At 57.2% G+C, this 26,579-nt stretch carries 26 protein-coding genes; 9 read left to right on the top strand and 17 right to left on the bottom strand.

Annotated elements, in window-relative coordinates; genetic code table 11:
* Entirely contained in the window at nt 1–1,578 is a 1,578-nt protein-coding gene (locus PG871_RS00260; RefSeq protein WP_270725013.1) for a DUF5928 domain-containing protein, read from the bottom strand.
* Between the two features lie 146 nt (nt 1,579–1,724).
* On the opposite strand from PG871_RS00260, the gene PG871_RS00255 reads away from it, so the two are divergent.
* Complete coding sequence (locus tag PG871_RS00255; RefSeq protein ID WP_270725012.1) at nt 1,725–2,543, top strand: sulfotransferase family protein; 819 nt, start codon at nt 1,725–1,727, stop codon at nt 2,541–2,543.
* Nucleotides 2,544–2,633: 90 nt separating this feature from the next.
* Here the strand turns inward: PG871_RS00255 and PG871_RS00250 are convergent, their stop codons facing one another.
* From PG871_RS00250 to PG871_RS00215, 8 genes are all read right to left on the bottom strand, one after another.
* Nucleotides 2,634–3,788 (bottom strand): ABC transporter substrate-binding protein, encoded by a 1,155-nt coding sequence (locus PG871_RS00250; RefSeq protein ID WP_270725011.1) that lies wholly within the window; start codon nt 3,786–3,788, stop codon nt 2,634–2,636.
* Between the two features lie 47 nt (nt 3,789–3,835).
* Nucleotides 3,836–5,719 (bottom strand): AMP-dependent synthetase/ligase, encoded by a 1,884-nt coding sequence (locus tag PG871_RS00245; protein ID WP_270725010.1) that lies wholly within the window; start codon nt 5,717–5,719, stop codon nt 3,836–3,838.
* 22 nt (nt 5,720–5,741) lie between these two features.
* Nucleotides 5,742–6,515 (bottom strand): ABC transporter ATP-binding protein, encoded by a 774-nt coding sequence (locus PG871_RS00240; protein ID WP_270725009.1) that lies wholly within the window; start codon nt 6,513–6,515, stop codon nt 5,742–5,744.
* Nucleotides 6,515–7,285 carry an ABC transporter ATP-binding protein gene (locus PG871_RS00235; protein WP_270725008.1) on the bottom strand — a complete coding sequence of 257 codons (771 nt, stop codon included), beginning with the start codon at nt 7,283–7,285 and terminating at the stop codon, nt 6,515–6,517. The genes PG871_RS00240 and PG871_RS00235 overlap by 1 nt, the downstream gene beginning before the upstream one ends.
* Nucleotides 7,282–8,367, bottom strand: a complete 1,086-nt coding sequence (locus PG871_RS00230; protein WP_270725007.1) for a branched-chain amino acid ABC transporter permease — start codon at nt 8,365–8,367, stop codon at nt 7,282–7,284. Before PG871_RS00230 ends, PG871_RS00235 begins: the two co-directional genes overlap by 4 nt.
* Nucleotides 8,368–8,372: 5 nt before the next feature.
* Nucleotides 8,373–9,248 (bottom strand): branched-chain amino acid ABC transporter permease, encoded by an 876-nt coding sequence (locus tag PG871_RS00225; protein ID WP_270725006.1) that lies wholly within the window; start codon nt 9,246–9,248, stop codon nt 8,373–8,375.
* 149 nt (nt 9,249–9,397) lie between these two features.
* Nucleotides 9,398–10,513 carry an acyl-CoA dehydrogenase family protein gene (locus PG871_RS00220; RefSeq protein ID WP_270725005.1) on the bottom strand — a complete coding sequence of 372 codons (1,116 nt, stop codon included), beginning with the start codon at nt 10,511–10,513 and terminating at the stop codon, nt 9,398–9,400.
* A gap of 10 nt (nt 10,514–10,523) precedes the next feature.
* Nucleotides 10,524–11,705, bottom strand: coding sequence for an acyl-CoA dehydrogenase family protein (locus PG871_RS00215; RefSeq protein ID WP_270725004.1), 1,182 nt, complete (start codon nt 11,703–11,705; stop codon nt 10,524–10,526).
* 162 nt (nt 11,706–11,867) lie between these two features.
* Between PG871_RS00215 and PG871_RS00210 the strand changes: the two genes are divergently transcribed.
* Together PG871_RS00210 and PG871_RS00205 are read left to right on the top strand one after the other, a co-directional pair.
* Nucleotides 11,868–12,500 carry a TetR/AcrR family transcriptional regulator gene (locus PG871_RS00210; RefSeq protein WP_270725003.1) on the top strand — a complete coding sequence of 211 codons (633 nt, stop codon included), beginning with the start codon at nt 11,868–11,870 and terminating at the stop codon, nt 12,498–12,500.
* A 95-nt stretch (nt 12,501–12,595) separates the two neighbouring features.
* Nucleotides 12,596–13,057, top strand: a complete 462-nt coding sequence (locus PG871_RS00205) for a DUF1203 domain-containing protein (protein ID WP_270725002.1) — start codon at nt 12,596–12,598, stop codon at nt 13,055–13,057.
* A 25-nt stretch (nt 13,058–13,082) separates the two neighbouring features.
* Here PG871_RS00205 and PG871_RS00200 read toward each other — a convergent pair whose 3' ends face one another.
* The gene (locus PG871_RS00200; RefSeq protein WP_270725001.1) at nt 13,083–14,015 is read right to left on the bottom strand and encodes an ABC transporter ATP-binding protein; all 933 of its coding nucleotides are present in this window, start codon (nt 14,013–14,015) and stop codon (nt 13,083–13,085) included.
* 108 nt (nt 14,016–14,123) lie between these two features.
* Here PG871_RS00200 and PG871_RS00195 point away from each other — a divergent pair, with 108 nt between their 5' ends.
* On the top strand, nt 14,124–14,303 hold the full coding sequence (locus PG871_RS00195) for a zinc-finger domain-containing protein (RefSeq protein ID WP_270725000.1): 180 nt from the start codon (nt 14,124–14,126) through the stop codon (nt 14,301–14,303).
* Between the two features lie 23 nt (nt 14,304–14,326).
* Here PG871_RS00195 and PG871_RS00190 read toward each other — a convergent pair whose 3' ends face one another.
* A complete protein-coding gene (locus PG871_RS00190; RefSeq protein ID WP_270724999.1) occupies nt 14,327–15,523 on the bottom strand; it encodes a tetratricopeptide repeat protein in 1,197 nt (398 codons plus the stop codon).
* A gap of 127 nt (nt 15,524–15,650) precedes the next feature.
* Entirely contained in the window at nt 15,651–16,310 is a 660-nt protein-coding gene (locus PG871_RS00185; protein WP_270724998.1) for a histidine phosphatase family protein, read from the bottom strand.
* Nucleotides 16,311–16,484: 174 nt separating this feature from the next.
* Here PG871_RS00185 and PG871_RS00180 point away from each other — a divergent pair, with 174 nt between their 5' ends.
* Complete coding sequence (locus tag PG871_RS00180) at nt 16,485–17,684, top strand: hydantoinase/carbamoylase family amidase (RefSeq protein WP_270724997.1); 1,200 nt, start codon at nt 16,485–16,487, stop codon at nt 17,682–17,684.
* On the opposite strand, the gene PG871_RS00175 is transcribed toward PG871_RS00180, so the two are convergent.
* Together PG871_RS00175 and PG871_RS00170 are read right to left on the bottom strand one after the other, a co-directional pair.
* Complete coding sequence (locus PG871_RS00175; RefSeq protein ID WP_054004397.1) at nt 17,681–17,908, bottom strand: WGR domain-containing protein; 228 nt, start codon at nt 17,906–17,908, stop codon at nt 17,681–17,683. The genes PG871_RS00180 and PG871_RS00175 overlap by 4 nt on opposite strands.
* A 70-nt stretch (nt 17,909–17,978) precedes the next feature.
* Nucleotides 17,979–18,260, bottom strand: a complete 282-nt coding sequence (locus tag PG871_RS00170; RefSeq protein WP_270724996.1) for a DUF1330 domain-containing protein — start codon at nt 18,258–18,260, stop codon at nt 17,979–17,981.
* A gap of 100 nt (nt 18,261–18,360) precedes the next feature.
* Between PG871_RS00170 and PG871_RS00165 the strand changes: the two genes are divergently transcribed.
* Nucleotides 18,361–19,233 carry a LysR family transcriptional regulator gene (locus tag PG871_RS00165; RefSeq protein ID WP_270724995.1) on the top strand — a complete coding sequence of 291 codons (873 nt, stop codon included), beginning with the start codon at nt 18,361–18,363 and terminating at the stop codon, nt 19,231–19,233.
* Nucleotides 19,234–19,348: 115 nt separating this feature from the next.
* On the opposite strand, the gene PG871_RS00160 is transcribed toward PG871_RS00165, so the two are convergent.
* From PG871_RS00160 to PG871_RS00150, 3 genes are all read right to left on the bottom strand, one after another.
* On the bottom strand, nt 19,349–19,741 hold the full coding sequence (locus PG871_RS00160; RefSeq protein ID WP_270728624.1) for an MAPEG family protein: 393 nt from the start codon (nt 19,739–19,741) through the stop codon (nt 19,349–19,351).
* Between the two features lie 153 nt (nt 19,742–19,894).
* Nucleotides 19,895–20,605 carry a response regulator transcription factor gene (locus PG871_RS00155; protein ID WP_270724994.1) on the bottom strand — a complete coding sequence of 237 codons (711 nt, stop codon included), beginning with the start codon at nt 20,603–20,605 and terminating at the stop codon, nt 19,895–19,897.
* Nucleotides 20,606–20,612: 7 nt separating this feature from the next.
* Nucleotides 20,613–22,526 (bottom strand): PAS-domain containing protein, encoded by a 1,914-nt coding sequence (locus tag PG871_RS00150; protein ID WP_270724993.1) that lies wholly within the window; start codon nt 22,524–22,526, stop codon nt 20,613–20,615.
* Nucleotides 22,527–22,723: 197 nt separating this feature from the next.
* Between PG871_RS00150 and PG871_RS00145 the strand changes: the two genes are divergently transcribed.
* Genes PG871_RS00145 through PG871_RS00135 form a run of 3 tightly spaced genes read left to right on the top strand, consistent with a single transcriptional unit; the run spans nt 22,724 to nt 26,576 of the window.
* Nucleotides 22,724–24,694, top strand: a complete 1,971-nt coding sequence (locus PG871_RS00145) for an AMP-binding protein (protein WP_270724992.1) — start codon at nt 22,724–22,726, stop codon at nt 24,692–24,694.
* Complete coding sequence (locus PG871_RS00140) at nt 24,691–25,506, top strand: ABC transporter ATP-binding protein (protein WP_270724991.1); 816 nt, start codon at nt 24,691–24,693, stop codon at nt 25,504–25,506. Before PG871_RS00145 ends, PG871_RS00140 begins: the two co-directional genes overlap by 4 nt.
* Nucleotides 25,507–25,547: 41 nt before the next feature.
* The gene (locus PG871_RS00135; protein ID WP_270724990.1) at nt 25,548–26,576 is read left to right on the top strand and encodes a branched-chain amino acid ABC transporter permease; all 1,029 of its coding nucleotides are present in this window, start codon (nt 25,548–25,550) and stop codon (nt 26,574–26,576) included.
* The last annotated feature ends 3 nt before the right edge of the window (nt 26,577–26,579 follow it).

The raw sequence follows: 26,579 nt of genomic DNA, 5'->3' as shown, positions 1-26,579 counted from the left end.
TCAATCCGCGAAAAGATAATCGGTACGCGCGATTTTCTCCGCGGCTTCGGGCGAAGCGGTCAGGAACTGTTCCAGCGCGTGTATGTGGTCAGACACATTGTCGGCCTGGCGCAGGAGGATCAGGTTTTCAAAGTCAGCGTCGCGGATGCGGTCGCTTTCGTTCACGATGTCACGCCGGATCGTCGGCATGAGCCGCTCCAGCGTGTCCTGTGGTGTCTGTTCGCCAGCAAGGCCGATCCGCGTGGCGTGGCCTCTGAGGTAGTCGTCGGTAAATTCGCACTGGATCTCCATCATCCGCGTGGTGGAGCGATCCCCGAAGAAATCCTGCATGAGGTCCATTGCGGAGGGATCAAGGCAGACCACCAAACGGTTGGTGTCGTAATAGTCAAACAGCATCCGCATCAAAGCGCGGCGGTGGCGCGTACGTTTGCCAAGTGTTGACTGAATGCCGCCCAGATCCGGCAGCGGTGTGCCTTCTTCGTTGAAAAGATAAGCAATGGTCGGAATGTCGGTTTCCTGTCCGATCTTTTCCAACAGCCGTTTGGCAACGTGCCACTTTTTACACACCAGCAGCATCAATTCGCGATCCCGACCCAAAGAGCTTTCGGTTTCCCAGAACCGACTGGCAAAACGCTTGCCGACGCGGCCGCGGCCGGTCAGGAATTTGAACAGGCTCGGGCCTTCGGCAGAGATCTGGAAATTCACGTCTTTTTCCGCGTAGAGCGCGCCGAGTCGTTCTTTGAGTTCGATCGCTTCGGGGCTGATTTTGCGGGCGAACAGATAGTCCTGACTGAGCAGCAGATCGTAGTGGTCATTGTAAAACGTCAGCGGCATGCCGTAGTCGGAGAACATCAAGAATGTCAGCGTGCGCGTGCGGATTTCCGTGGCAGGCACCAAGTGGCGCACGATGGTCTGGAAAAAGGTTTCATCCGGAATCCAGGTGGTGCGGAAGAACCGCATCACGTCGCGGCGCTGCTGGGTAAAGTTCAGAACAGCTTCGATGGTTTGGCGACGCAGGCACCACCATTGGCTGCCGATCATCACTTGAATGTCGGCCGGAATGTCACGGGTCAGGCCCAGTTTACGCTGTAGTTTGAAAGCGGCATAGAAGCGGCGTTTTTGCGTGCGTTCGTTGAAAAAGTGGCGATAGATAAGCCGCTCTTCTTTCCAGCCGGTCTTGATCCAGTCGCTTTCAAAATAGTCAAAGCTTTCGATGAAATCGACGTCGTGATCGTCCAGAAAATTATGGATATACTCCGAGGATTTGATCACCATGCAATCGCCCGACACCATGTAAAAATGGGTCGCACGCGGGAATTTCTCGACCGCGGTTTCCACTGCATAAAGCGTCGCCTCTACCAGCGACCATTCTCCCCAGCCGCATTTGATGCGTTTGTGGGCAAAGGCAACGTTGGGATTACTCCCCAAAGCGGTTGTGATGGCCTTGTAGTGGTCTGGGTTGGCGCGCGCATCAAAGTGGATGGATATGTAGTCGCCGGTTGCCGTCAGGCTCTCGGCTTGCTTGATAATCGCCTCAGGATCCTTGTGGCACAGCAAAATATACGCAATCCGTGCCATGAACTTCTGTGATCCCCTCTTTGACGATATGGTTTTATCCATTTAAAGATGAAGACGCATTGAATAAACAGGCTTTGTTAGGATTTTTTTATTTCTGACAGGCGACTACCGACGGTAACAACCGCGGATTTCAGGAGGCGAGTGAGATGGGTTTTCCGGGAACATGGATGACAGAGAGTGAAAGCGTGGTGTACCGCGTGGTGCCAAAATGCGCTTGCTCTACCATAGGCCAGATCATGTTTTATTCGGATCACGGCGAGTTCTTTGACGGTGACATCCACGACGCTAAAGGCGGGTTGCACAAGTGGGCACTGGAAGAAAGTCATCAGCCGATCATCGACAACGTGCAAGCGCACAAATCATATGCGTTTACCTGTGTGCGCAATCCCTACACCCGCATTCTGTCGTCGTTCTTTGACAAAATTTGCGGCATTCAGCGCAACGGCAAACGCTATCGCGGCAATCTCGTGCCTATGCTGATCCAGAAATACGGCATCGAAGTGGGTGGCGAGGATGGCAAACAGGAGTTTGACCAGATCCAGAGCTTTCGTCGGTTTCTACTGTTTGCGCGCGACACCATTCGCTGGCGCCGCCCGATGGATCCCGACATTCACTGGTCTGCAATGTCAGGTCACGTGTCGACCTTTATCGTGAACGGCGGGCAATACGACAAAATCCTTTGGACCGAAAAATTCAACGACGGGATGCAGGAGGTGCTTGATAATATCGAGCCTGCTCATGCGATTGATCTTTCGGGCATTCCCCGGTTCAACGAAAGCGAGGGCCACGGCCCCAAACGTGCGCATCCGGTTGAGGACTACTTCGACGATCTGTCGATGCATTTGGTCTACGAGATCTACAAGCGTGACTTTCACCTGTTCAAATACGATTTCGAAAACCCGGGTAACAAGATGCCCATCGGGGAGATCGATCTGGACGAGGTCCACGCCAAACTAGGTGACTAAGCGCTAAAGCCGTCTCAAGGCGACCTAGTGAATGTGAAAAAGGCGGGCCCAAAAGCCCGCCTTCTGCATTTTGTTTCTTTCAGCCGAAGCTTACTGGCGGGACACCAGCTTCCAGCCGCCGCCTTCGACGACCGAGATGGTCACTTCGTCCACACCTTGGTGATCACCTGCGCCATATTTAACCATGGCATCGGTCAGCTCGTCTTTGTACTCAAGGCTTTCCATGGCAGCTTGGAAGCTTTCATGGGTCAGATCAGGACCTGCTGCTTCCAGAGCGCGCACAACTGTGTCGGCACCGGAATAACCCAGCATCGCGAAACCGCTGGCTGGCTGGTCGTATTTGGCTTTGTAGTCCGCGATGAACTTGCCCGCGACCGGCTCAGCGGCACGAGAGTACAGATCAACCCAACCTGCAGCCGCATAAAGACCGTCGGTCACGCCGCCTGGAACCATGGCAACCGGCTCAAGGAAGCCAGCAGAGGTGTTAAGGAATTTGACGTCGGTCCAGCCCAGTTTCTTGGCAGTGCCAACAACTGTGATGCCCTGACGCACACCCAGAGCCATTGTGATCACGTCACACTCAGCCGCTTTGAGTTTGGTCAGCGAGCCAACAAAATCGAGCTCGTCCGGCTTGTGAGTGGTTTCGCCGCCCAGTGTCAGGCCGAGGCCTGCAGTCACGTCTTTGGTCGACTCGGCGATCTCTTTGCCGAAGTCGGACGGGATATACATGGTGCAGATCTCTTTGGCGTCAAATTCGCCGGCGAGGTACTTCACGCCAACCTGAACCTGATCCCAATAGCTGGAAAAGCCGATGAACTTGTTGTCGATCGGATCCTGCAGCATCTGACGCGCGGAAGACAGCGGGCCGATATTCGGGATGCCTTTGGGGTCAAGAAGCTTGAAGCCCGCGATGTTCATGGGTGTGCCAAGCGACAGCAACATGCCAAAGACTTTGTCGCGGTTCAGCAGTTTGTTGTAGCCCTGCATGGCGCGCGGGATCTGGTAGCCGTTGTCCTCCACAACGAACTTGATCATGCGGCCGTGGACACCACCTGCGGCGTTGACCTCGTCAAAGCGCATGTTGGCACCGTTTACGGCTGGAACGCCCACTGCGGCAAAGATGCCGGACAGGTCGTTGACCGAACCGAATACCACCTCGGTGTCTGTCACACCCTGGGTCTCGGCCCAGGCTGTTGACGTAAGCGCCATCGCGCTCGCCGCTACTGCGGTCGTCAGTTTTTTCATGTTTTCCTCCCGTTGGTTAAGTGGTCTTGAGCCACAATAAATTCAGCTTAGTACATTTCCTCAATAAGTCCCGCGTGTTTCTTCTCCACAAAGCTGCGCTTGAGTTTCATGGTCGCGGTGAGCTCCTCGTCTTCCGCCGTCAGCAGAACGTTGATCAGGCGGAAATCCTTGATCTGTTCGACACGGGCGAATTCTTTGTTGACCTCATCAACCTCCTTTTTGATGAGATCGACCACCTCTTGTGCCGCGCAGAGCGAGGCAAAATCAGAGAATGGCACCTTCAGGTCCTGCGCGAACTTCTCGACGTTTTCCTGATCGATCATGATCAGGCACGACAGGTATTTGCGCGCATCGCCGATCACCACCGCATCAGAGATGTAGTGGCTGAACTTCAGGCGGCTTTCGATTTCGGCCGGAGTGATGTTTTTACCACCAGCCGTGATGATGATGTCCTTGAGGCGACCAGTGATCGACACAAAACCGTCCTCGTCCACCTTGCCCACATCGCCTGTGCGCAGCCACCCGTCATCGGTGAAGGTTTCCACCGTCTTTTCGTTGTTGCGCCAGTAGCCTTGGAAGTTGTTCAACCCGTAGGTTTGAATTTCACCGTCTTCGGCAATACGCACTTCAAAACCGGGAACCGCTTTGCCAACGGTGCCGATTTTGTTGTCATCAGGCAGGTTGATCGAGGCGATGCCAGCGTTTTCCGTCATGCCGTAGCCTTCGAGAAGTTGAACCCCGATGGCCCAATACCAGCGGATCAGATCCGGCGAGATCGGCGCCGCGCCAGTACCGCCGCGGCGCATCTTGTCCATGCCCAGCATACGACGCAGGTTGCGCAACACGAGGAAATCCCAGATCGCGTAGTTGATCTTGGTCCAAATTGGCACGGGCTTGCGATCCAAAAGGTAATCGGCGCGTTTCAGACCGGCACTGACTGCCAGTTTGAAACACAGACGCCCGATTGGGGTTGCTTCTTGGGCCAGCACCAGAACGCGGGAATAGACTTTCTCCCAGACGCGCGGCACAGCAGTAAAGTGCGCCGGTGAGACTTCCTGCAGGTTGTCAAAGACGGTCTCAGTGCTTTCGGCAAAGTTCACCGTCGATTTGCCCGCAATCGGGAAATAGGCCGACACGTTGCGTTCCAGAATGTGACAGAGCGGCAGGAAGCACAGCTGCTCGTCGTCATCATGAGTGGGCAGGGCGTGCGCACCGGAAACACAGCCCGCAATCACATTCTCCTGAGACAACATCGCGCCTTTAGGGGCGCCAGTTGTGCCGGAAGTGTAGATCAGCAGACCCGTGTCTTCGGGCTTGGCTTTGGCGATCTCATCCTCAAAGAATCCGTGGTTCTCCGCGTCAAAGGCTTTGCCGGTATCATAAAGCTCGTCAAGAAAGACGCACTTTTCGTGACGCAGATCGTGTAGGCCATCTGGGTCGAGAATGATGACCTTTTCGATTTGGTCAGCCTGCTCCTCGATCTCCAGGAACTTGTCGAGCTGTTCGTCGTTTTCCACAAACAGGAACCGGCTGCCGCTGTCGCGCAGCAAATATTCCAACTGGCTGGCGGAATCCGTTGTGTAAACACCGGACGCGATGCCGCCGACACATTGGATGCCCATGTCGGCATAAAGCCATTCCTTGCGGTCTTCCGACAGGATCGACACCACTTCGCCGCGCTCCAGACCGAGGGCGCGCAGGCCCAGACCGATCCATTTGGCGTGGGTCCAATAGTCTTTCCACGAGTAGCTTTGCCAGATTCCGAAGTCTTTTTCGCGGTGTGCTGTGCGATCGCCCAGCTGTTCACAGCGTTTTTGAAACAGACCCACCACGGTGTCGCAGCCATCCACAAGCGCGGGGCGCTGCCCCGGTGTGGCGGATACGATGACGCCGTTGATCTCGATCTGGTCGGCATTTGTGTGCACGTTCATTGCATGTCCTCCCTGCGTCCGATCAACGCCATGTCTTCTTGCGCTTCCAACGACGTTCGCCGCGTGCGCCTTCTTCCTGGTGGCCGAGGTAGAACGACTTGATGTCCTCGCTCTCCATCAGACGGTCCGCCGTGTCGTCCATAACGATCCGGCCGACCTCCATCACATAGCCCACGTCCGCGAGTTCAAGCGCCACTTTGGCGTTTTGCTCGACCAGCATCATGGTCACGCCTTCGTCTTTGTTCAGGCGTTTGAGGATGGCAAAGATCTCTTGCACCAGAAGCGGTGACAGACCCAATGATGGCTCGTCCAACAGCATGATTTTAGGGCGCAACATCAGGCCACGACCAATCGCGAGCATCTGCTGCTGACCACCGGACAGTGTGCCAGCCTCCTGATTGCGGCGCTCGGCCAGAATCGGGAAATACTCAAAAACCATCTGGCGGTCTTTCTCGACCTCGGCTTTGTCGCTGCGCGTATAAGCGCCAAGTGACAGGTTTTCATCCACGGTCAAAAGCGGAAAGACTTCGCGGCCTTCCGGCACATGTACGATGCCTTGGCTGACAACCTTGTGTGGCTCCATGCCTTGGATTTCACGCCCGTCAAAGACCACTTGGCCTTTTTCAGGGTCCATGATGCCGGAGATGGTTTTCAACAGAGTGGATTTGCCTGCGCCATTGGCGCCAAGCACGGTCACAACCTGACCTTTTTCCACCTTCAGCGACACGCCCCGAATGGCCATGATCGGCCCGTAGAAGCTTTCGATGTTTTTAATGTCTAGGAGCGTTTCGGCCATTATGCTGCTCCCGCGCCAAGATAGGCTTCGATCACCGCTGGGTCGCTTTGGACCTGCGCTGGCGTGCCTTCGGCCAGTTTGGCCCCATCTGCAAGCGCCAGAACGCGGTCGGAAACGCCGCTCACCAGCCCCATGTCATGTTCCACCATCAATACGGTGATCCCCATCTGTTTGCGGATGTCGTCAATCCACCACCGCATGTCTTGTGTTTCTTCCACGGAAAGACCCGAGGCCGGTTCGTCCAGCAGCAACAGCCGCGGCCCAGAGGCCAGTGCGCGGCCCAGTTCGACAACCTTACGCACGCCATAGGGCAGGCCCGCGATCATCTTGTCGCGATAGGGCTGCAGGTCGAGGAAATCGATGACCTCCTCTACGGCTTCGCGATGCTTTTTCTCTTCGCGCCGCACTTTGGACGTGAACAGCATTTCCTGCAGCAGGTTGGTGTTGCGATGGCGATGCCGCCCGACCAAAAGGTTTTGCAGAACGGTCGCGTGGTCAAACAGCTCGATGTTCTGAAAGGTACGCGCGATGCCCAGATCGGCCACCGAATCCGCGTCCCGATCCAACAGGTTGTTGCCGTCGAAAGTGAGCGAACCCGCATAGGGGTCATAGAACCGCGAGATCAGATTAAAGACAGTCGATTTGCCCGCCCCGTTTGGGCCCACGATGGCATAGACTTCGCCTTCTTCGACGGAAAAGGTCAGATCGTTCACTGCGGTGACGCCACCAAATTTGAGCGTCGCGTTGTTGATTTCCAGCAGGTTGCTCATCTCAGGCGCTCCGTCTTCAAGTAGCTCTTCTGGCGCTTGAACATGTCTTTGCGCGCAAAGGGGAACAGTTCGAACCAAATGCGGATTTTCATCCAGCGGCCGTAAATGCCCATAGGTTCAAACAGGATGAACAGGATCAGGATCATGCCAAACACGCCGGTTTCCAGGCCCGGAATGGCAACACCGCCGCCAATCACGGTTTCTTTGGCGATCGACAGGAATTGCGGCAGGAACGCCACAACAACCGCGCCAAAGAACGCACCGTGGATTGACCCCAGACCACCAATTACGATCATCATCAGCAAGGTGATGGAGATCACAATCGAGAAGGTCTCGTTGTTAAAGGCACCCGCGTAAAAGCCCATTAAGGCGCCCGCCAAGCCGGTGATTGCGCAGCTAAACCCAAAGGCAATCGCCTTGGTACGAGAGATATGGATGCCCATTGCGGTTGCGGAGACTTCGCTGTCACGTACGGCGGCAAAGGCACGTCCCAAAGGTGAACGCAGGATATTGCGATAGATCAGCGTACAGATGATCGTCACCGCCAGAACCAACCAATAGAACCGGTCCGGCGTCGTCCAACGCTCGATCTCGATGCCAAAGATGTTGATCACGGGTGCGAATTTGCCTGACACACCATTGGTGATCGGCTCCATCAAAACGATGATGTCATCCGCGAGGATCGAAATAGCCATCGTGGCAATCGCCAGATAGATGCCGTGAAGACGGATCGCCGGAATAGCGATGATCGTGCCGATGACGCCAGTTAGGACACCTGCCGCCGGAAAGGCGATCAGGAAAGGCAGGCCCTGCTCCATGAAGATGATACAAGAGTAACAGCCCAGCGCCAGAAACGCCGCGTGGCCGAGAGAAGCCTGACCGGTTTGCCCCGTCAGCATCATCAAACCAAGACCGGCGATGGCCCAAATCAATACGTTGGTGACTTCGCCAATGAAGAAGTCGTCAATCAACCATGGCAGCACCACGGCGATTGCGATCAGGATGGCATAGACAAAGAAACTCCACCAATCGGGGAACAGTCGGATGTCATGCTCGTAAGAGGTCTTAAAATGAATACGCATGTGCTTCAGACCTTCTTTGTGCGGACTTGACTGAACAAGCCGTGTGGACGGAACACCAGAACAAACAACAGCAGCGCATAAGGCGCAATCTGGCTGTAGCCCGCGGGGAAGTAGCGGGAGGCAAAGGGTTCAATCACCCCCACAATCAGGCCGCCCATCAAGGCACCTGGAAGTGAGCCAAAGCCGCCAATCACCGCGGCCGCAAAGGCTTTGATGCCCAAAAGGCCCGCGTTCGGATCAATGGCCCCTTTGGAGGCAAAAAGGATGCCCGCCACGGCGGCAACGGCACCGGACAGACCCCAGATCATGCCCTGCACGCGTTTGACCGGAATGCCCATGAAATAGGCCGCCATCTGGTTTTGCGACGCAGCTTGCATCGCTAGCCCCAGTTTGGTGCGCTGGAAGAATTGAAAGAGGAAGAAGGTCAGCAGAACAGTCACAACGATCACCGCCACATCCGCCATGCCAAGAACCACGCCGCCGACGTTAAAGTCGCCAATCGCGAGAGGGCTTTCCAGTGTCTGCGGCTCGTGGGTCCAGATTAGGCCTGCGATAAAGCGGATCACAAAGCCCAGAGCGATGGTCAGGATTACGACCGCGGTCTGGCTCTGGCCAAACAGGTGACGCAACACGAAGAAATCGAGCAGATATCCCAGCACCGCCATGATGGCGATGGCGAGCGGCGCAGCCACCCAGAAGGGCAGGCCCATATAGTGGGCGTTCGTAAGGCCCAACGTGATAAAAGCGCCCAGCATCATGAAATCGCCCTGCGCGAAATTCACTTGCTCGGTCGCCTTGTAAATCAGCACGAAGCCGAGCGCGATCAGGCCGTATACACAGCCGTTCGCAAGCCCGCTGACGAGCAGTTGCAAAACTTCCAATTTTTCCTCCCATTGCCGGTTTTCCGGCATTTATTGCTGGTCAGTGTTCCGACCCGCCTCCCTGCCGTCAAGCGTCGTGACCCCTCCATAGGTCTTGGCGCCGTTACGTCACGCAAAACGCCCTTTACGTTTCCGTCAAGGGCAACTTCTTAGATGCCGCGCTGTCGCAGAAGCCATTCCGTGTGGTGGCCCGCGTCGCCCAGAAACTCGGTAAGTGCCCGGTCACGCTTCATAAAAAGACCCAAATCCATTTCGTCCGTCATGCCGATTCCGCCGTGCATTTGCACACCTTCCTCGGTGGCTTGACGCCCGAGACGTGCGGCTTTCGCCTTGGCCGCGCGGCTAAGCGCTTCGGCGTCATCACGACCCTGATCCAACGCGTTGAGCGCTTCGGCCACCAGCGACGCGGTTTGTTCCAGCTCGCAATACAGATCCGCCGCGCGGTGCTGCAGCGACTGGAACATGCCGATGAGAACGCCAAATTGTTTGCGCGTACGCAGGTATTCAAACGTTTGCTCGGCCGCCGCGCGGGCAACGCCCAACTGTTCGGCCGCCAATACGGCGCGCCCAGCGTTCAGAGCCGCTCCCAAAGCGAGCCGCGCCGCATCGCCTTCTGCCAAGATGGCCTCGGCTGGCACGGTTGCATTGTCGAGCGTGACCACAGCAGCGTTGCGGTGATCCAACATGACCTGCGATGTCACCGAGGCGCCCGCCGTCTGCGGATCAACCATCACCAACATCAACGAGTCGCCTGACTTGGCGGCGACAATCAGACGATCTGCGTCAACACCATCCACCACGAAACTCTTGCGGCCATTCAACGTGACGCCATCGGCGCCTTTGGTTGCTGTTGTGACAATACGGTTAGGGCGGTGTTTGACGCCTTCATCCATTGCCAAAGCGATCACGGCCTCGCCGCCCGCGATACGAGGACCCCATTGCGCAAGAGCGTCTCCGCCTGCGGTGCGCAGAACGGTCGCGGCCAGCACCGCGGTCGACACAAACGGGCCCGCCGTCAGGTTTTTACCCATTTCCTCGGCAATCAGTCCCGCTGCGCGGAAGCCAAAGTCAGCCCCGTCCACCTCTTCGGGCAACGCGATGCCCATCCAGCCCATCTCGGCCATTTCGCCAACGATGGCCTTGTCGTAGCCAAGCGCCACCCCACTGTCGCGCAACGCGCGAAAGGCTGTGATCGGGTGGGATTTGCTCAGCAGGCCAGAGGCGCTTTCGGCCACAAGGCCCATATCTTCGTTCAAAATTTCCATGATCAACCCCTCAACCCGGCATCTTCAGAATGGCTTTGGACAGGATGCTCAGCATGACCTCAGACGTTCCGCCTTCGATGCTGTTTGCTTTTGAGCGCAGCCAGTCCTTGGCCGCTTGGCCGGCGTCGTTGGACGCACCTTCCCACACCAGATCATCCGCGCCGCCCGCGGCTACTCGCAGCGACTGGCGCTGTTTGTTGAGTTCGGTGCCAAGGTATTTCAACTCCGCAGACCGCGCGCCCAACTCGTTACCGGCCCGCATATAGGCGCGGGTCATGGCGACGTGGGCGTCAAAGGCCATTTCATCGACAATGAACTTGCCAAGATCGGCGCGCATCATCGGATCATCTAGACGCCCCGCATCATCCAAGCCGATGGCCTGTGCCGCGTCAGAAATCAGGTCGGATTTTGCAAAGATCGCCGAATCGGACCCGCCAATCATTTCACGCTCGTGCGTCAGCAGGTATTTCGCGATGGTCCAACCTTGGCCACGCTCGCCAACGATCTGCTCGCTTGGCACTTTGACCGCGTCAAAGAATGTCTCGCAGAACGGGGATGCGCCGGAGATCAGCTTGATCGGTTTGGTGGTGACACCTTCGCTTTCCATGTCAAACAACAGGAAGGATATGCCGGTGTGCTTCTTCTCGTCAGGCTCAGTGCGCACGAGACAGAAAATCCAGTCAGCTTTATCAGCATATGAGGTCCAGATCTTTTGACCGGTGACTTCAAAGTGATCGCCCTTGTCGACGCCTTTGGTTTGCAAACTGGCAAGGTCCGATCCGGCACCAGGCTCGGAGTACCCCTGGCACCAGCGCACTTCACCTCGCGCAATCTGTGGCAGGTAATGGCGTTTTTGTTCGTCCGATCCAAATTGCAACAAGGCAGGGCCAAGCATCCAGATGCCGAAGCTTTGCAGAGGTGGCCGCGCATTTATGCGTTTCATTTCCTCGGAGAGCACTTTCTGCTCTGCACCGGAGAGACCCGCGCCGCCACAGTCCTTGGGCCATGCAGGCACAGTCCAACCTTTGGAAGCCATCGCATCCAGCCACTGTTTCTGCGCTGGGGAGCTGAATTCGAACGAACGTCCGCCCCAGCAAATGTCGTCTTCGCCCATCGGTTCGCGCATCTCGGCGGGGCAATTTGCCTCCAGCCAAACGCGCGTTTCTTCCCGGAAAGTGTCCAGGTCCGTCATCTTGTAATTCCTCCCTGCGCCGCGCACCCGAGTCATGGGGCATCGGCGTTGCATTTGTGATGCAAACATACTACCGAGTATGCTGTCAACGAAGGCCGCCCCTGCGACGTCACGTCAGCCGACGTGCCTCACGCAAGGGAAAGCCGCGAAGGGAATGAGTGAATGTCGGGCCAGTCGGCGCAACTTGCCAAGAAACCGATGAGTAAATCCAAGGGCGAAATCCTGGATGCCGCGGCCGAAGTTTTTATGCGCTTGGGTGCGGATGCCGCGTCAATTGACGACGTCGCGCGCCATCTAGGATCCACTAAGGGTCGGATTTACCACCACTTTCCTTCAAAGGGAGTGTTGCTGGCGGAAGTTTGTTTGCGCGCGTCTGATTTTGTGCATGACGTCGTTGGGCCTGCGGTTGATCCCGCGACCAGCCCCGAAATCAACCTGCGCAGGATGATCGCGCTTCACATCCCGGAAATTCTGCGGACGTTGCCGTATCACAAGGTGATCATTCAGTCCTACGTCGGCATCAACCAAAAATCCACAACGGCCCTCGAGCGGGAGTTGTTCGAGCGGATTCGCGTGGAGCGACGCCAGTACGAAGACATCTTTCGCGGGATTCTCAGCGCCGGCATGAAGGATGGCAGCTTTCGCCAACAGAACCTTTCGGTGACGCTGCAATCCTTGCTGCTGCTGATCAACGCGCCGGTGTTTTGGTACAGCCCGCGGGCCGATGAGCCGGCAGACTTTCTTACAAAGTTGACAGAGCAACTCTCCGACATGGCCGTCGCTGCGCTGCGCTGAGGCCTTTGCGCAGGTTTCGGGTCGCTTGAGAGCGGGGCCTGATCCAGGCTGATGTCATCATTCAGACGGAGGTTCCCATGTTGCACTATATGCCAATGCCCACACCCCAAGCGCGTGCCTATCAACGGGGGGGCGCTGATGCCTATGGCAGGACTGCGGAACACCAGACGTCTGACGGCGACGGGGCGCCTTGTCGTCATTGTCTGAAAAACATCCCAAAGGGCGCGGGTATGCTGGTTCTCGCGCATTGCCCGTTTCCTGAAAAACAACCCTATGCCGAAACCGGACCAATTTTCCTATGCGCGGATGAATGTAAGGCACATGCCGATCCAGCGACGTCTCCGGATGTGCTGAGCACATCACCAACCTATCTGATAAAAGGGTATTCAGAAGATCACCGGATCGTTTATGGCACCGGTGCTATCGTAGAAAAATCCAGCGTCGCGTCAGAGGCGCAAAGCATTCTTGCGCAGGATCGGGTCGCCTATGTGCACGCCCGCTCCGCCAAGAACAATTGTTATCTGCTGCGTATTGAGGGGGTGGGGTCGCCGTCGTGAGCAAGCGTAGGATCCACCCTAAGGTTCAGGATGATTTTGTCAGTTTGAGGAAAACATCCTCAAGATCGGCTTGCTCTGTCTTCACGTCAGCTATCGCAATGCCCGCGTCGCGCACTGCGCGCAAAACGTCTTCGGCGCTGGTGGCACCTGCTTGGTAGGTCAGGGCAAGTGCGCCGCTGTCCCGCTGAGCCACATCGACTCCGGCCAATTCTGGCAGTCGGACGGGTGTCTCTACGGGGTCAATCACCATGCATTTGCTGTCAATCTGCCCAAGTAGGTTTGCGGTGCTGTCCCGTGCCACCATTTCACCGTGGTTGATAATCGCGATTTCGTCACACATCTCCTCGGCTTCCTCAAGGTAGTGCGTTGTGAGAATGATGGTCATGCCACGCTCGGCGTTTAGTTTTCGGATGTTTGCCCACAGCATTTGACGCAATTCGATGTCCACGCCAGCCGTCGGCTCGTCCAAAACCAGAATTTGCGGATGATGCACCAACGCTTTGCCCAACAAAAGGCGCCGCCGCATGCCGCCAGAAAGGGTGCGCGCATAAGCTTCGGCTTTGTCCGACAGGCCAACCATTGCAAGAATTTCGTCACTTTGGCGTTGGGATTTCGGCACGCCATAAAGTCCGGCCTGAACCTCCAGCGCTGCGCGCGGTGTGAAAAAAGGATCGAGGTTCAACTCTTGCGGCATCACCCCAATCGCAGCGCGGGATTGGCGAGGGTTTTCATCCTGATCAAACCCCCAGATGCGTACCGAACCTGCGGTTTTTGTCACAAGGCCCGCCATGATGTTGATCATAGTGGATTTACCCGCGCCATTGGGTCCCAAAAGGCCAAATATCGAGCCTGCGGGAATGCTCAGATCCACACCCTTAAGAGCGTGTTTCTCAGGTTCGTTGCGCCCGCCGCGGTATGTCTTTTGCAGCCCGGCGATTTCGATGGCGTTCTGGGTCATGGCCGCTCTTGCTCCTCGCTGCGCAATCCCTATGATCCGTGCTTATCCAAAGCCGCCGGACCCTACAACCGCGGGCGGCGCAGTAATTTTGTCAAGGACGACCCAGATATGACCATCGAGGCCCCCGAAACCAAGATCGTGGACAGCTATCGCATTTCCTGTGATGGCGGGGAGGGCGCTTTGGGTCATCCGCGCGTCTGGCTGCAAATGCCGATGGAGCATGGTTGGGTGGAATGCCCCTACTGTGACGCAAAATTTGTGCACAAGGACCATGCCGATAAGGCGTGAAGCCTTAGATCAGGTGTGACGCATCACTCGACACCCAACGCTTTCTTGGCCGCCGCGTTGCCCTGACTAGCAGCGCGTTTAAGGTATTTCAGATACTGTTTTGGATCCGCACCTACCAAGGTGCCATCGCGGTATATTTCCGCGAGAGCCATGCTGGCGCCGCCGCGTCCGGCCTCTGAGGCCTCCTCAAGAAAATAAAGCGCTTCAAAGTCCGGCCGCCCGGCGATTTTTCCGGCCATGATCTCTTTGCCCAGCCGCTCCTGAGCTTGCGGATATCCGTCCGTCGCAGCGGCTCCTAACAGATCATAAGCCTCGTCGCGTCGCGACGCCTCATCGCCATGTTCCTTCAGGTAGAACCGCGCAAGATTGTAGGACCCAACCACGTTGCCACGATCGTGCGACATGCGAAAAAACCGCTCGGCGAGAACCAGATCTTTGTCGGTGTAATCACCATCCCAATACAGCAGTGCAAGATGATTGAGCGCCATGGGGTGACCGTAGTTTTCTCCGGCTTCAAACAGCACCCGCAGCGCCTCGGGGTCCTTGGTTTTGTCGAGCGCCCGGCCCAGTTGATAAAGCATCTGCACCCGTTCAGTGCCTTGCGCGTGGGCCACGGCTTCGCGGCAGGAAGCGACCGCAACCTCGCCATACATGTCGCCCCACTCAATGCCATGCTCGACCATGCGCCGGTCATCCCAAGGGTGCGCCGCCTGTTGATCGCAATCCGACATTGCCTGCCCCATGCTATGTTGGCGGTCGTCGGCCATCGCTTCGCGCATCGGGGTGAGTGTGTCGATCAGACGTGACAACGCTGTGCGCGAACCAGTAAGCGGAAAGGCGTAAAACCGGTCACCGACCTTGAGACGCAGTTCGCTGCCGGACATCAGCCATTCCAGTTCAGGCTCTGACAGCCAGAAGATCAGCGTTTCCTGCCCTGACAATGACGAAGAGTTTTTTGAGCGTTGGTTCTGCGGAATTGCCCGCGATAAGGTCTCGCCTTTGCGTAGCACGCGCATTTCGACAGGGGCGTCACCCTCAAACGCCAGGATCGACGCGATCATGACCCAGCGGTCTGTCTCCAGATCAAGCATGACGCCCGCGACATGTCCCTGTTTCCGAACGCGCGCCAGATCAGAGCCTTCGCCGCTGCCAGCGTCAGCCGCCGAGAGGAATTGCCATTCGGATGCGGTCACAGGCGCGCCAAGGCTCAGTAGAGCCATCAGGCACGCTGCAAAAAATCGTGCAAACATATCCCCTCCCGCCCCGCAAATTTAGGAACGCCACTCAGGCGCCCACGCGAGTCATGGTGCATTTAAGCCTGTCCGCACGCCAAAAGGCAAATACCGATCAAAGATGGGTTTGTGCGTGCTGTCGGTCTGGTGCTTCCAAATGCGAGATCATGTTAAACTGCACCAAAAGCGGCTCATCCAGCACCATTTGCCAGCGGTGCACTGACGTGTTCTGGATTGCAAGGCACATGCGCGCCCACCCCGACACATCGAGATCCAGCGTTTGACGCAAAACGGTTCCGATCAGACCACCCGAGGTAACCACCAGCGCGCGCCCCTGACCGGCAGCGATTTCAGCCATCGCATCGCGCACGCGGGTCGAGAACTCTGTGTGGGTTTCCGGCACATCTTCGATTTCGCCACGTTCCCACGCGCCCAAAACTGTCGGCAGATGACGCACGAATCCCTCGCGTTCTGTGGGAACCTCTAGGCCGTGTTGCTCTTCCATCAGCTGGCTCAGCGTGAAGTAAGCAAATTCGTTCAGGCGTGGGTCTTCGACAACTTCGGCATGATCCTGCGCCCGCATGCCGGATGCGGTTTCGCGGTGTCGCCGCATGGCGCCGGTGAACACGCGTTGAAAGTGATCGCCAGTGGCGCGCATGTGACCGCCCAGCCATGCGGCCTGCTGGTGACCGAGCTCGGACAGGCGGTCATAGCTTTCTTCATCGCGGGCTTCGGTGTTGGCCTGCCCGTGGCGGACCAGAGTGATATGCGGCATGCGGCAGCTCCTTTAACGTGTGCCCTGAGTAAGCCACCTTCGCGATCGGGGAAAGGGGGATGACGCAGGGGCTTTTTGCAGCGGTGGTGTTGGCGACTTTTGGCTTGCGCGAGGGTTGTTGTTGCGGGCGCCTCCGGCGGCGGTATTTTGGGAACAGAAAGCTCGGAGGCCGATATGAAGATCCAACCTGAACGTTTTTTGAAAGACCTGCACAAATTACGCAGTTTCGGCGCGGCAGGTGTTGGCAAAGGCGTGATACGTCCGGCGTTTTCGCAGGCTGATCTGGATGCGCGGGCTTGGCTGTGTGCCCAGTTTGAGGCGGCGGGATTGCGGCCTCATGTGGATCCGGCGGGATCGGTTTGGGGGCTGGCCGAAGGCGCGTCTTTGCTGATGGGATCACACTCAGACAGCCAACCGGAGGGCGGTTGGCTCGATGGGGCGCTGGGCGTGATCGCTGCGCTGGAAGTGGCGCGGGCAGCGCAAGAGGCGGGCGGACCAGCGGTTTCGGTGGTCGCCTTTCAGGATGAAGAAGGCCGCTTTGGCGGCACCACGGCAAGTTCGATTTGGTCCGGTGGGGTTTCGTTGGAAACTGCAGACGGGTTCAAGGATTTCGACGGGGTGACCTTTGGCGAGGCGCGGGCAGCTGTGGAGCATCTGGCCGATGGATTTGTCGATCCGGCCCTTTTCACGGGTTTCATCGAGATGCACATCGAGCAGGGGCCGTGGCTTGATCAGTCGGGTGAGGCAATTGGGGTGGTGAGTGACATCGTCGGCATTCGCGATCTCAACATCACATTCACCGGCGATCAGAACCATGCAGGGACCACACCGATGCATTACCGCCGTGATGCAGTGCAGGGATTGGTGGCGTGTATCAGCGGGATCAATGCGGCCTTTGTTCCGGTTGTGAGCGACAGCACGGTTTGGACCAATGGACATATCAGCGTGCATCCAAACGCCAGTTCAATTGTGCCCGGTGAGGTGCGGTTCTCGATGCAATGGCGCGACCGCGACCCGGTGCGGCTGGACACGATGGAAGCAATCATCCGTGACATTGCGCGAGAGGTAGGCGAGGCGCGTGGACTTGGCGTAGAGATCAGCGATTATTGGGCGCTGGATCCCGTCGCGATGGACAGCCGTTTGAAAGCGGCGCTTATCGACGCTGCGGAGGCGGAAGCGCCAGCGAAATGGCGCGAAATGCCGTCCGGCGCGCTGCATGACGCAACCTGTGTCTCTGCGTTGATGCCGGTGGCCATGCTTTTTGTGCCGTCAATTGGCGGGATTAGTCACGCATTTACAGAGGACACCGATGAGGCGGATCTTGTGACCGGTCTGAACGTGTTGGCGCGGGCTGTGGCGCGGCTGTCGAACTAGTCGCGCTGATACCCACGTCGTTGCGCGCGGCGGCGATAGCTGTCGGCGGCGTTGGACGCCTCCCGCAGATTGCCAAAGACGCTGACCATTGACCGTCCCTGACCGCCGGCAACACCCCATTCGCGCATGACCGAGACTTCCTCAAAGAGGTTCATTGCAATCTCGACGCGGTAGAACCGCGGACGGGTTTTGCGGGATGGCTTGTATAGGATGCAGATGGCCATGACTGAATCCTACTGCGCCGCGATTCTCGGCGCAATAGGGTCTATATCGGGGACTTTAGGTAAGTCTCGCCTAGGTCAGCAGGACGATGTCGGATCCTCCCGCGTTGCGCCGCAGCGCGTGTACGTCAGCCAACGACGGATCATTGATCCAGCCCAGCGCGCTGTCTTTGTCGGGAAAAGACAGGATCGCGGCCACGTCGGGCATGTCCGGCGTGCCGTCAATGGCCAGAGTCGCGCCGCTGGCCTGCTCCACCTTGCCGCCGTGGCGGGCAAGAGCTTCGCCAGCTTTGTCGCGGTAGGCAGCCAGGGCTTCGGGATTGGTGACGGTCAATTTGGCGTAGGCGTAAATCATTGGAAATCTCCCTGCGGGTTGGTGGTGTAACCAACCTAGGCTTTTCGCGCATTTGCAAAAACGCGTGGATTTGCACATTAGGCATGCAATACTGCATGTCATGACGACAGACTGGGACGATCTTCGCACGGTTTTACACGTGATACGCGGCGGCTCGCTTGCTGCGGCGGGCGCAAGCCTTGGCGTGAACTACACTACCGTGGCACGGCGTGTGGCGCGGGCGGAGGCGGCCTTGGACCTCATTTTGTTTGAGCGCTTGGCCGATGGGTATCGACCCACCGAGGCTGGCCTCAGGGTGGCGGAACACGCCAGCGGCATGGAAGAGCGCGAGCTCGATATGATGCGGCAATTGCAGGGGCGGGATCAACGCCTTTCCGGGCGGCTGGTACTGACGGCTCCGCAGCTGATGATCGGGCCATTCATCGCGCCAGTGATCGAGCGGTTTGTCGCGGCGCATCCGAAGGTAGACGTGACCCTAAAGGCAAACAATGAACTGGCGGATTTAGCCCGCCGCGAAGCTGATTTGGCCGTGCGTATCAGCAGTTCACCAGGCGACACGTTGACGGGTTTGCGCATGGCAGCCCAAGAAACGGCGAGTTTCGCGGCACCGATTTGGGCCGAACGCATGGCCATAGGGCCTGAGGCTCAGGTCGACTGGATCATTTATGAGCAATACGCGCAGGTGCCTAAGGCAGCTCAGGCGCGGTTCCCCAACAGCCGCGTGATCCTGACGTGCAACGATATGGCGGCGATGATCGGGGCGGCGGTCGCGGGTCTTGGCGTGGTGCGGATGCCTATGTTTTTAGGGCGCCACACTCCGGGATTGGTGCAGGTGCCAGCATTGGAGCCACAATCATATATGGATATCTGGCTTGTCGGTCATCCTGACGTTTGGCCCAGCGCCAAAGTCAAAGCTTTTCGCGACATGTTGGTGCCGGAATTCAGGGCGCGGCGCGGCGAATTTGTTGCCTGACGTTTGATAACGTGCTGCCATTCAACCACGTTCGGCTGATGGAATTTTCCCAAAAAAGAGCCCCGCAGCCGATGGTCTGGACTGCGGGGAAGGCGGGAGTGATCCGTGAGATTTCTTAGGTGACCCCCAACACGTGCAGCGCCATCAAACCGGTCGCGCCGGCGGCGCCGACAAAGGCCAAGGTGCGCAGCACAGTTATGCCCAGCAGATAGATCACATAGTGTGCAACGAGGGCGTAGAAAAAGACCATCGCCAGCGTACCTGCATAAACATCGTCGGGAGCCCGCATCATTGCCATAAGCGCCAATACACCGAAGGGGAGGAAGGCTTCGATGGCCACCTTGTGTGCGCATTTTGCGCGCTGGGCCCAGGCTGATTGCGGGATTGCGTCGGGGCTTGGATTGGCAAGGGCTCCCATTATGCCCCTGACCAGAAGTCTATCAACGATATAGGGAGCCCATGCGACACCAACCCAAAGGGCGGTCAAAGCGGTGTAATGCTCAAGCATGGTCACGTCGCCAACCTCTTAAATCCGCAGGCCAGTGTGGCCTGCATCGCCACTAAACAATAAGACGACCATAGCTCATTTTGTGGCAGGAATCTACGAAAACCGCATATTGTGGGGTAAGACCCAGATATTGATGGAGATTTCAGGTGGTCTTTACCGCCAGGCCACGTCACCGAGAAAGATGTATCCGGCACCATAAATGGTCTTGATGAGGCGCGGGTTTTTCGGGTCTTCGCGCAATTTCGTGCGCAAGCGCGAGATGCGCACGTCCATCGCCCGATCAAAGCTTTCGCCCGCCGCGCCGCCAAGGATTTCCTGCATCTGGGCGCGGCTGATCAACCGCTTGGGGCTTTCCAGAAACAGCCGCAGCACTTCGCTTTCGGCGTGCGAAAAGGTGGTTTCGCCGCCGGACTCGTCTTCGAGAACATAGCGGTCGAAATAAGCGGTCCAGCCGTTGAAGACGGCGGTGTTCGCCGGTCCAGAATCTTTGGGCGTGACACGGTCCTTGCGCAAACGCACCCGCACGCGTGCCACCACCTCGGTTGGATCAAACGGCTTGATGATGTAGTCATCCGCGCCAAGTTCCAGACCGGTGATCCGGTCCTGCACCTGTGCGCGGCCCGAAATGATGATCACCGCTGCGCCGACCTCTAGTGCAAGGCGGTGTACCAGCGTCAAACCATCCTTGTCCGGCAGGCCGAGGTCTACCAGACAAACGTCCGGTGTGGTGGTTTTCAACATGGCCTCAAACTCGGTGGCGCGGGAAAACCCCATGGTGCGAAACCCCGCGTCCTCCAAAGCGTCCGCCAGAATGCGGCGGATTTCAGGTTCATCGTCTAAGATAGTGACAAGCGGGGCGGTCATGTTTGTCTCACTTCGGATGCAGGAATTGGTCAAGCTGGTCGCCGGTGAACGGTTTTGACAACACAGGCGCGCGGGCCGCGCCCGCAATATAGAGCGGATCGCTGACCGGCAAGGAGGTCATCAGATAGGCTGGTATGGCATCGTTGCGCAGGGAACGGACAAGATCAACACCGGTGGCATCGCCCTCCAGCGAGATGTCAGACAGCACCAGCGAGATGTCGGGCACCTGTTCCAGCAGAAGGCGGGCTTCTTCGACGCTGGCGGCTTCGATCACCGTGTGCTGCATGTCGGTCAGCATGTCGCGAAATAGCCCCCGAAGGTCGAGGTTGTCTTCAACCAGCAGCACAAGACCCGGTGAGGTGCCCTGCATCGCTTTGCGCAAAGGCAGCCGCAGCCGCACCTGTCCGCCGGTGTCTGTATTGCCGATCTTGATGTCTCCGCCCACAAGCTTGGTCATGTCGTAAACCATGGCGAGGCCCAAACCGCTGCCACCGGCACCTTTGGTGGTAAAAAACGGGTCCAATGCGCGCATCAAGGCTTCGTCGCTGAACCCTGTTCCGGTGTCGCGCAGGGTGAACTGCACCCAGGTGTTCTGTACCAACTCTGCAATCAGCAGAATGGTGCCCGCCCCGCCACAGGCGTCGCGGGCGTTTAGCAATAGATTCACAAGACTGTCCTGCAACATAGCAGGATCCAGCATCACGGTGCCTTCTGGTATGCTGCTTTCAATGATCAGGGTCACATCTGCGGCCAACGTGGGCCGTGCCAGTGTTTCCAGATCGGACAGGAAGGCGCGCATGTTGGTTGGTTCCAGCCGCGGCACACGCGGGCCTGTCACATTGGCCAGTTGATCCAACAATTTGCCACCCCGTCGCGCGGCTCCAAGTGTGGCCTCGACCAATGCTTGTGCGTCGTCAGGCAGCGTGATTTTGGACAACTTTCCCTGCGTGCCCAAAATGATGGTCAGCAGGTTGGAAAAATCATGGGCAAGGCCACTGGTCATCTGTGCTGCGATCTCGCGCCGCCGCGTTTGTTGCAAGGCCACCCGGGCTTGGGTTTCCTCGGTCACGTCCATCGACAGCACATAAACGCCGTGCGTGTCGCCGGTGGTGTCGTCCGGTGTGAATGCCACGCGAATACGGCGTGTGCTTGGATGTTCATTGAACTCAAACACCGATGCTTTGCCCATAAAGGCGCGATCCATATGGGGCTTAATCGCCTCAAAAGCGCTTGCCCCCAAAGCTTCGCTGGCGTGCATCCCGACAATGTCAGACGGTCGCCCAGGTATCACCGCGCTCAGGCGGCGGTTGGAATAGGTATAGATCCGGTCCGGTCCAAGGTGCGCAATGTGGGCGGGCATCATTTCGGCCGTCAGCCGCATGCGGGCTTCGCTTTCCATCAGCTGGCGTTTGACTTCTTCCAGCGTTTGAACGGTGGCCTCGAGTTCGCGGTTGGTGGCAGATAATTCCTCGGCGTGCTGGAGCAGTTGGTCCGAGAGCTCCTCAGAGCGGGACCGCAATAGGGCCTCTTGCCGCTTGGTCGAGGTGATGTCGGTATAAACCGCCACCCAGCCACCTTGCGGCAAGGGCGATCCTTCGACGCTCACCCAGCGTCCATCGGCGCGTTTGCGTTCGAAGTAGTGGGGTTCAAAATCAAGCGCACGCTCGACCCGTTCGGCGATGAAGTCTTCGACTGTGTCTTCAGGAACATGCCCGTATTCGCCGTTTTCCACCAAAAACCTGATGGTGTCGGAAAAGGCCGCACCGGGTTGCGTCAGCGCACGCGGGATTGAAAACATTTCGCGGAACCGTGTGTTGGCCACCACCAGTTTCAAGTCGCTGTCATAGATCGACAGCGCCTGTTTGATCAGGTTGAGGCCAGCGGCCGTCATGTCCTGTATTTTACTGGGTGGGGGCGGCATAGAGGTGTCCTTTCCTCTTTATCGCTAGCACTCGTCCATCGGGTGTCAAAGAGAGAAATGTGCCTTGTTACAATTCGTAAGGATTAAGAAATGTTCAGGAAAAAGTTGACCACGAATTTGAAACACGCACCTTAGGAGGTGAAGAATCGTTTCGGCGGTTTTGGCCCGCATCGGCGGGCGAATGGGAGGAATACAATTTGGCACAGTCGTCACAGGCGGCCGGTGGACTCGCGTCCATCCCGGCGCTCTTGCAGCGGAACGCCACCCTGTTTGCGGACAAAGACGCATATCGGGAAAAAGAGTTCGGCATCTGGCAGCGCTGGACTTGGGCAGACACAGAAAAAGAAATCGAGGCTTTGGCACTTGGGTTGATCAACCTTGGTGTAGCCGAGGGTGATTTTGTTGCCGTTATCGGCCGCAATCGCCCATATTTCTATTGGTCAATGGTGGCCGCACAATCCGTGGGTGCCGTGCCGGTGCCGGTCTATAACGATAGTGCAGCCGACGAGATGGAATACATCCTGGGCCACTGCGGCGCGAAATACGCCATCGTTGAAGACCAGGAACAGGTCGACAAGATCATCGACATTCAGGACAGCCTGCATCAGTTCGAGCATATGATCTACATTGATCCGCGCGGTCTTCGGAAGTACGACCACCACGCGCTGCATGAATTCAGCCACATCCAAAATCAGGGCCGTGCGGCCTATGACGAATGGATCACGGACCTGAACGAACGTCGCGCCAAGCTGACTTATGACAGCACCTGCGTGATGCTTTACACATCGGGTACAACCGGCAAGCCCAAGGGCGTTGTCCTGTCCAACCGCAACGTGATCGAAAGCGCCAAGAACTCGTCGGAATTCGACAACCTCGGCGCTGGCGAAGAAATTCTGGCCTACCTGCCGATGGCTTGGGTGGGTGATTTCATCTTCTCGATTGGTCAGGCCTACTGGACTGGTTTCTGTGTGAACTGTCCGGAATCGCCAGACACCATGATGACCGACCTGCGCGAGATTGGCCCGACGTATTATTTCGCACCACCACGCGTGTTCGAAACACAGCTGACCAGCGTCATGATCCGTATGGAAGACGCGAGCCCAATGAAGCGTCGCATGTTCAAACACTTTATGGCGCACGCCAAGAAAGTTGGCGGCGACATTCTTGATGGCAAGCCCGTCGGTGGCATGGACAAGCTGAAGTACAAACTTGGCGAATTCTTGGTGTATGGCCCGCTCAAAGACACGCTTGGCTTTGGCCGGGTGCGTGTGGGTTACACTGCGGGTGAGGCGATCGGACCGGAGATTTTTGAATTCTACCGTTCGCTCGGCATCAACCTGAAACAGCTCTACGGTCAGACCGAGGCTACCGTGTTCATCACCGCGCAGCCTGATGGCGAGGTGCGGGCGGATACCGTTGGTGTACCGAGCCCCGATGTGGAAATCAAAATTGCCGACAACGGCGAGATTTTCTACCGCAGCCCTGGCACGTTCGTTGAATACTACAATAACCCCGAATCCACAGCATCGACCAAAGACGCCGAAGGCTGGGTTGCCACGGGTGACGCTGGTTTCTTCGAAGAAGACTCTGGTCACCTGCGCATCATCGACCGCGCCAAGGACGTTGGCAAAATGGCCGATGGGTCAATGTTCGCGCCGAAATATGTCGAGAACAAACTCAAGTTCTATCCCGACATTCTTGAGGCGGTTCTGTTTGGCAACGGCAAAGACCGCTGTGTGGCCTTTATCAACATTGACCTGACGGCGGTGGGCAACTGGGCGGAACGCAACAACATTGCGTATGCGTCTTATCAGGAACTCGCCGGACACCCCAAAGTGCTCGACAGCATTCGTGAACATGTTGAGACCGTGAACAAATCTGTTGCGGCTGATCCGATGTTGGCAGGCTGCCAGATCCACCGTTTCCTCGTGTTGCATAAAGAACTGGATGCGGATGACGGCGAAATGACCCGCACCCGCAAAGTGCGTCGCGTGATCGTGGCTGACAAGTTCAAAGACCTGATCGACGCGCTGTATTCCGGGGCCTCCGAAGTCTCGACAGTCACCGAAGTTACTTATGAAGACGGCCGCAAGGGCAGCATCAGCGCCACGCTGGAACTGCGCGACGCCGCTGTAGTCTCAACCGCAGCAAAGGTAGCCGCAGAATGAGCACGCAGGACAGCTACGTCACAGATGACGGTCGCACCATCGGCCCGACCGTGATGGAAATGAAAAACATCACACTGCGCTTTGGCGGGGTAAAGGCGATCACGGATATCTCTTTTGACATCCGAGAAGGCGAAATTCGCGCGATTATCGGCCCCAACGGCGCTGGAAAATCGTCGATGCTGAACGTGATCTCGGGCTTCTATGTGCCGCAAGAAGGCGAAGTTTGGTACAAGGGCGCCAAGCGTCCGCCAATGCGTCCTTATCAGGTCGCGCAACAAGGCATCGCGCGTACATTCCAGAACATCGCGCTGTTTGAAGGGATGACGGTTCTGGACAACGTTATGACCGGCCGTATTCGCCAGATGACAACCGGACTGTTGGGTCAGGCGATCTGGAAAGGCAAAGCCGAGCGGGAAGAAACGGAAAACCGCGAGGCCGTCGAAAGGATTATCGACTTCCTTGAAATTCAAGCGATCCGCAAAACGCCAGTTGGCCGTTTGCCATATGGTTTGAAGAAACGGGTCGAACTGGCGCGGGCCTTGGCGGCTGAGCCGTCGATCTTGCTGTTGGACGAGCCGATGGCGGGCATGAACGTTGAGGAAAAAGAGGACATGTCGCGCTTTATTCTCGACATGAACGACGAATTTGGCACGACCATCGCGTTGATCGAACACGATATGGGTGTGGTTATGGATCTGTCGGATCGGGTTGTGGTCATGGACTACGGCAAAAAGATCGGCGACGGCACCCCAACCGAAGTGCGCAACAACCAAGCCGTCATCGACGCTTATCTGGGGGTGGCACATGACTAATCACCTCTTTGATATCCAAGTAAAAACCGGAGGCGTCTCAGATGCTTGAACAAATCGTATTTGCGTCAGAGGTTTTCGCAAACGGCCTCATGGCTGGCGTGCTTTATGCGCTCGTCGCGCTGGGCTTTGTGTTGATCTACAAAGCGTCCGGTATCTTCAACTTTGCCCAAGGCGTCATGGCGCTGTTCGCGGCGATGACCCTTGTGGGCATCCAGAACGGCCAAATACCCTTCGCGCACTTGATCAACGCCATATTCGGCACGCACATTCACCACTTCGGATGGAACGTGCCGTCGTTTGCGGCCTTGATCCTGACTGTAGGCGTGATGATCCTGTTGGCTTGGGCCGTGCAGAAATTCGTGTTCCGCCATCTGGTGGGCCAAGAGCCGATCATTCTGTTTATGGCGACCATTGGTCTGGCCTATTTCCTCGAAGGGTTTGCAGACCTGATGTGGAACTCCGAGATCAAAACGCTGACCTTCTGTCTTCCAGGTGAACTTTGCTTGCCGCAGGGTATGAACCTCGCGATTGACGAAGCAGCCTACAATGCTTGGGGCGTTGGTTTCTTTATCGACAACCTCGACATCTCGGCGGCGATTGTAGCCATTGTCCTTGTGGTCGCGCTGGTGGCGTTCAGCCAATACACCAAACAGGGCCGCGCCATGCGCGCTGTGGCCGATGACCACCAAGCCGCTTTGTCGGTCGGCATCTCGCTGAACTTCATCTGGGTTCTGGTCTGGTCGCTCGCGGGGTTTGTCGCGCTGGTTGCGGGCATCATGTGGGGCGCCAAATCGGGCGTGCAGTTCTCGCTGTCTCTGATCGCGCTCAAGGCTCTGCCGGTACTGATGCTGGGCGGCTTTACCTCGATCCCGGGCGCCATTGTTGGCGGACTGATCATCGGTGTCGGTGAGAAAATGTTCGAATACTGCTTCGGTATCGGCCAGTGTTTTGGCGGCATCATCAACCTTGGTGGCGCAACCGAGAACTGGTTTGCCTATGTGCTCGCTCTCGTCTTCCTCGTCTTCCGGCCACAAGGTCTGTTCGGCGAAAAGATCATCGAAAGGGTGTGACGC

Origin of the sequence: Shimia sp. Alg240-R146, assembly GCF_947331465.1 — a bacterium.
In the GTDB taxonomy this organism is placed as follows: domain Bacteria; phylum Pseudomonadota; class Alphaproteobacteria; order Rhodobacterales; family Rhodobacteraceae; genus Shimia.
This window is presented reverse-complemented; position numbering and strand designations above follow the sequence as displayed.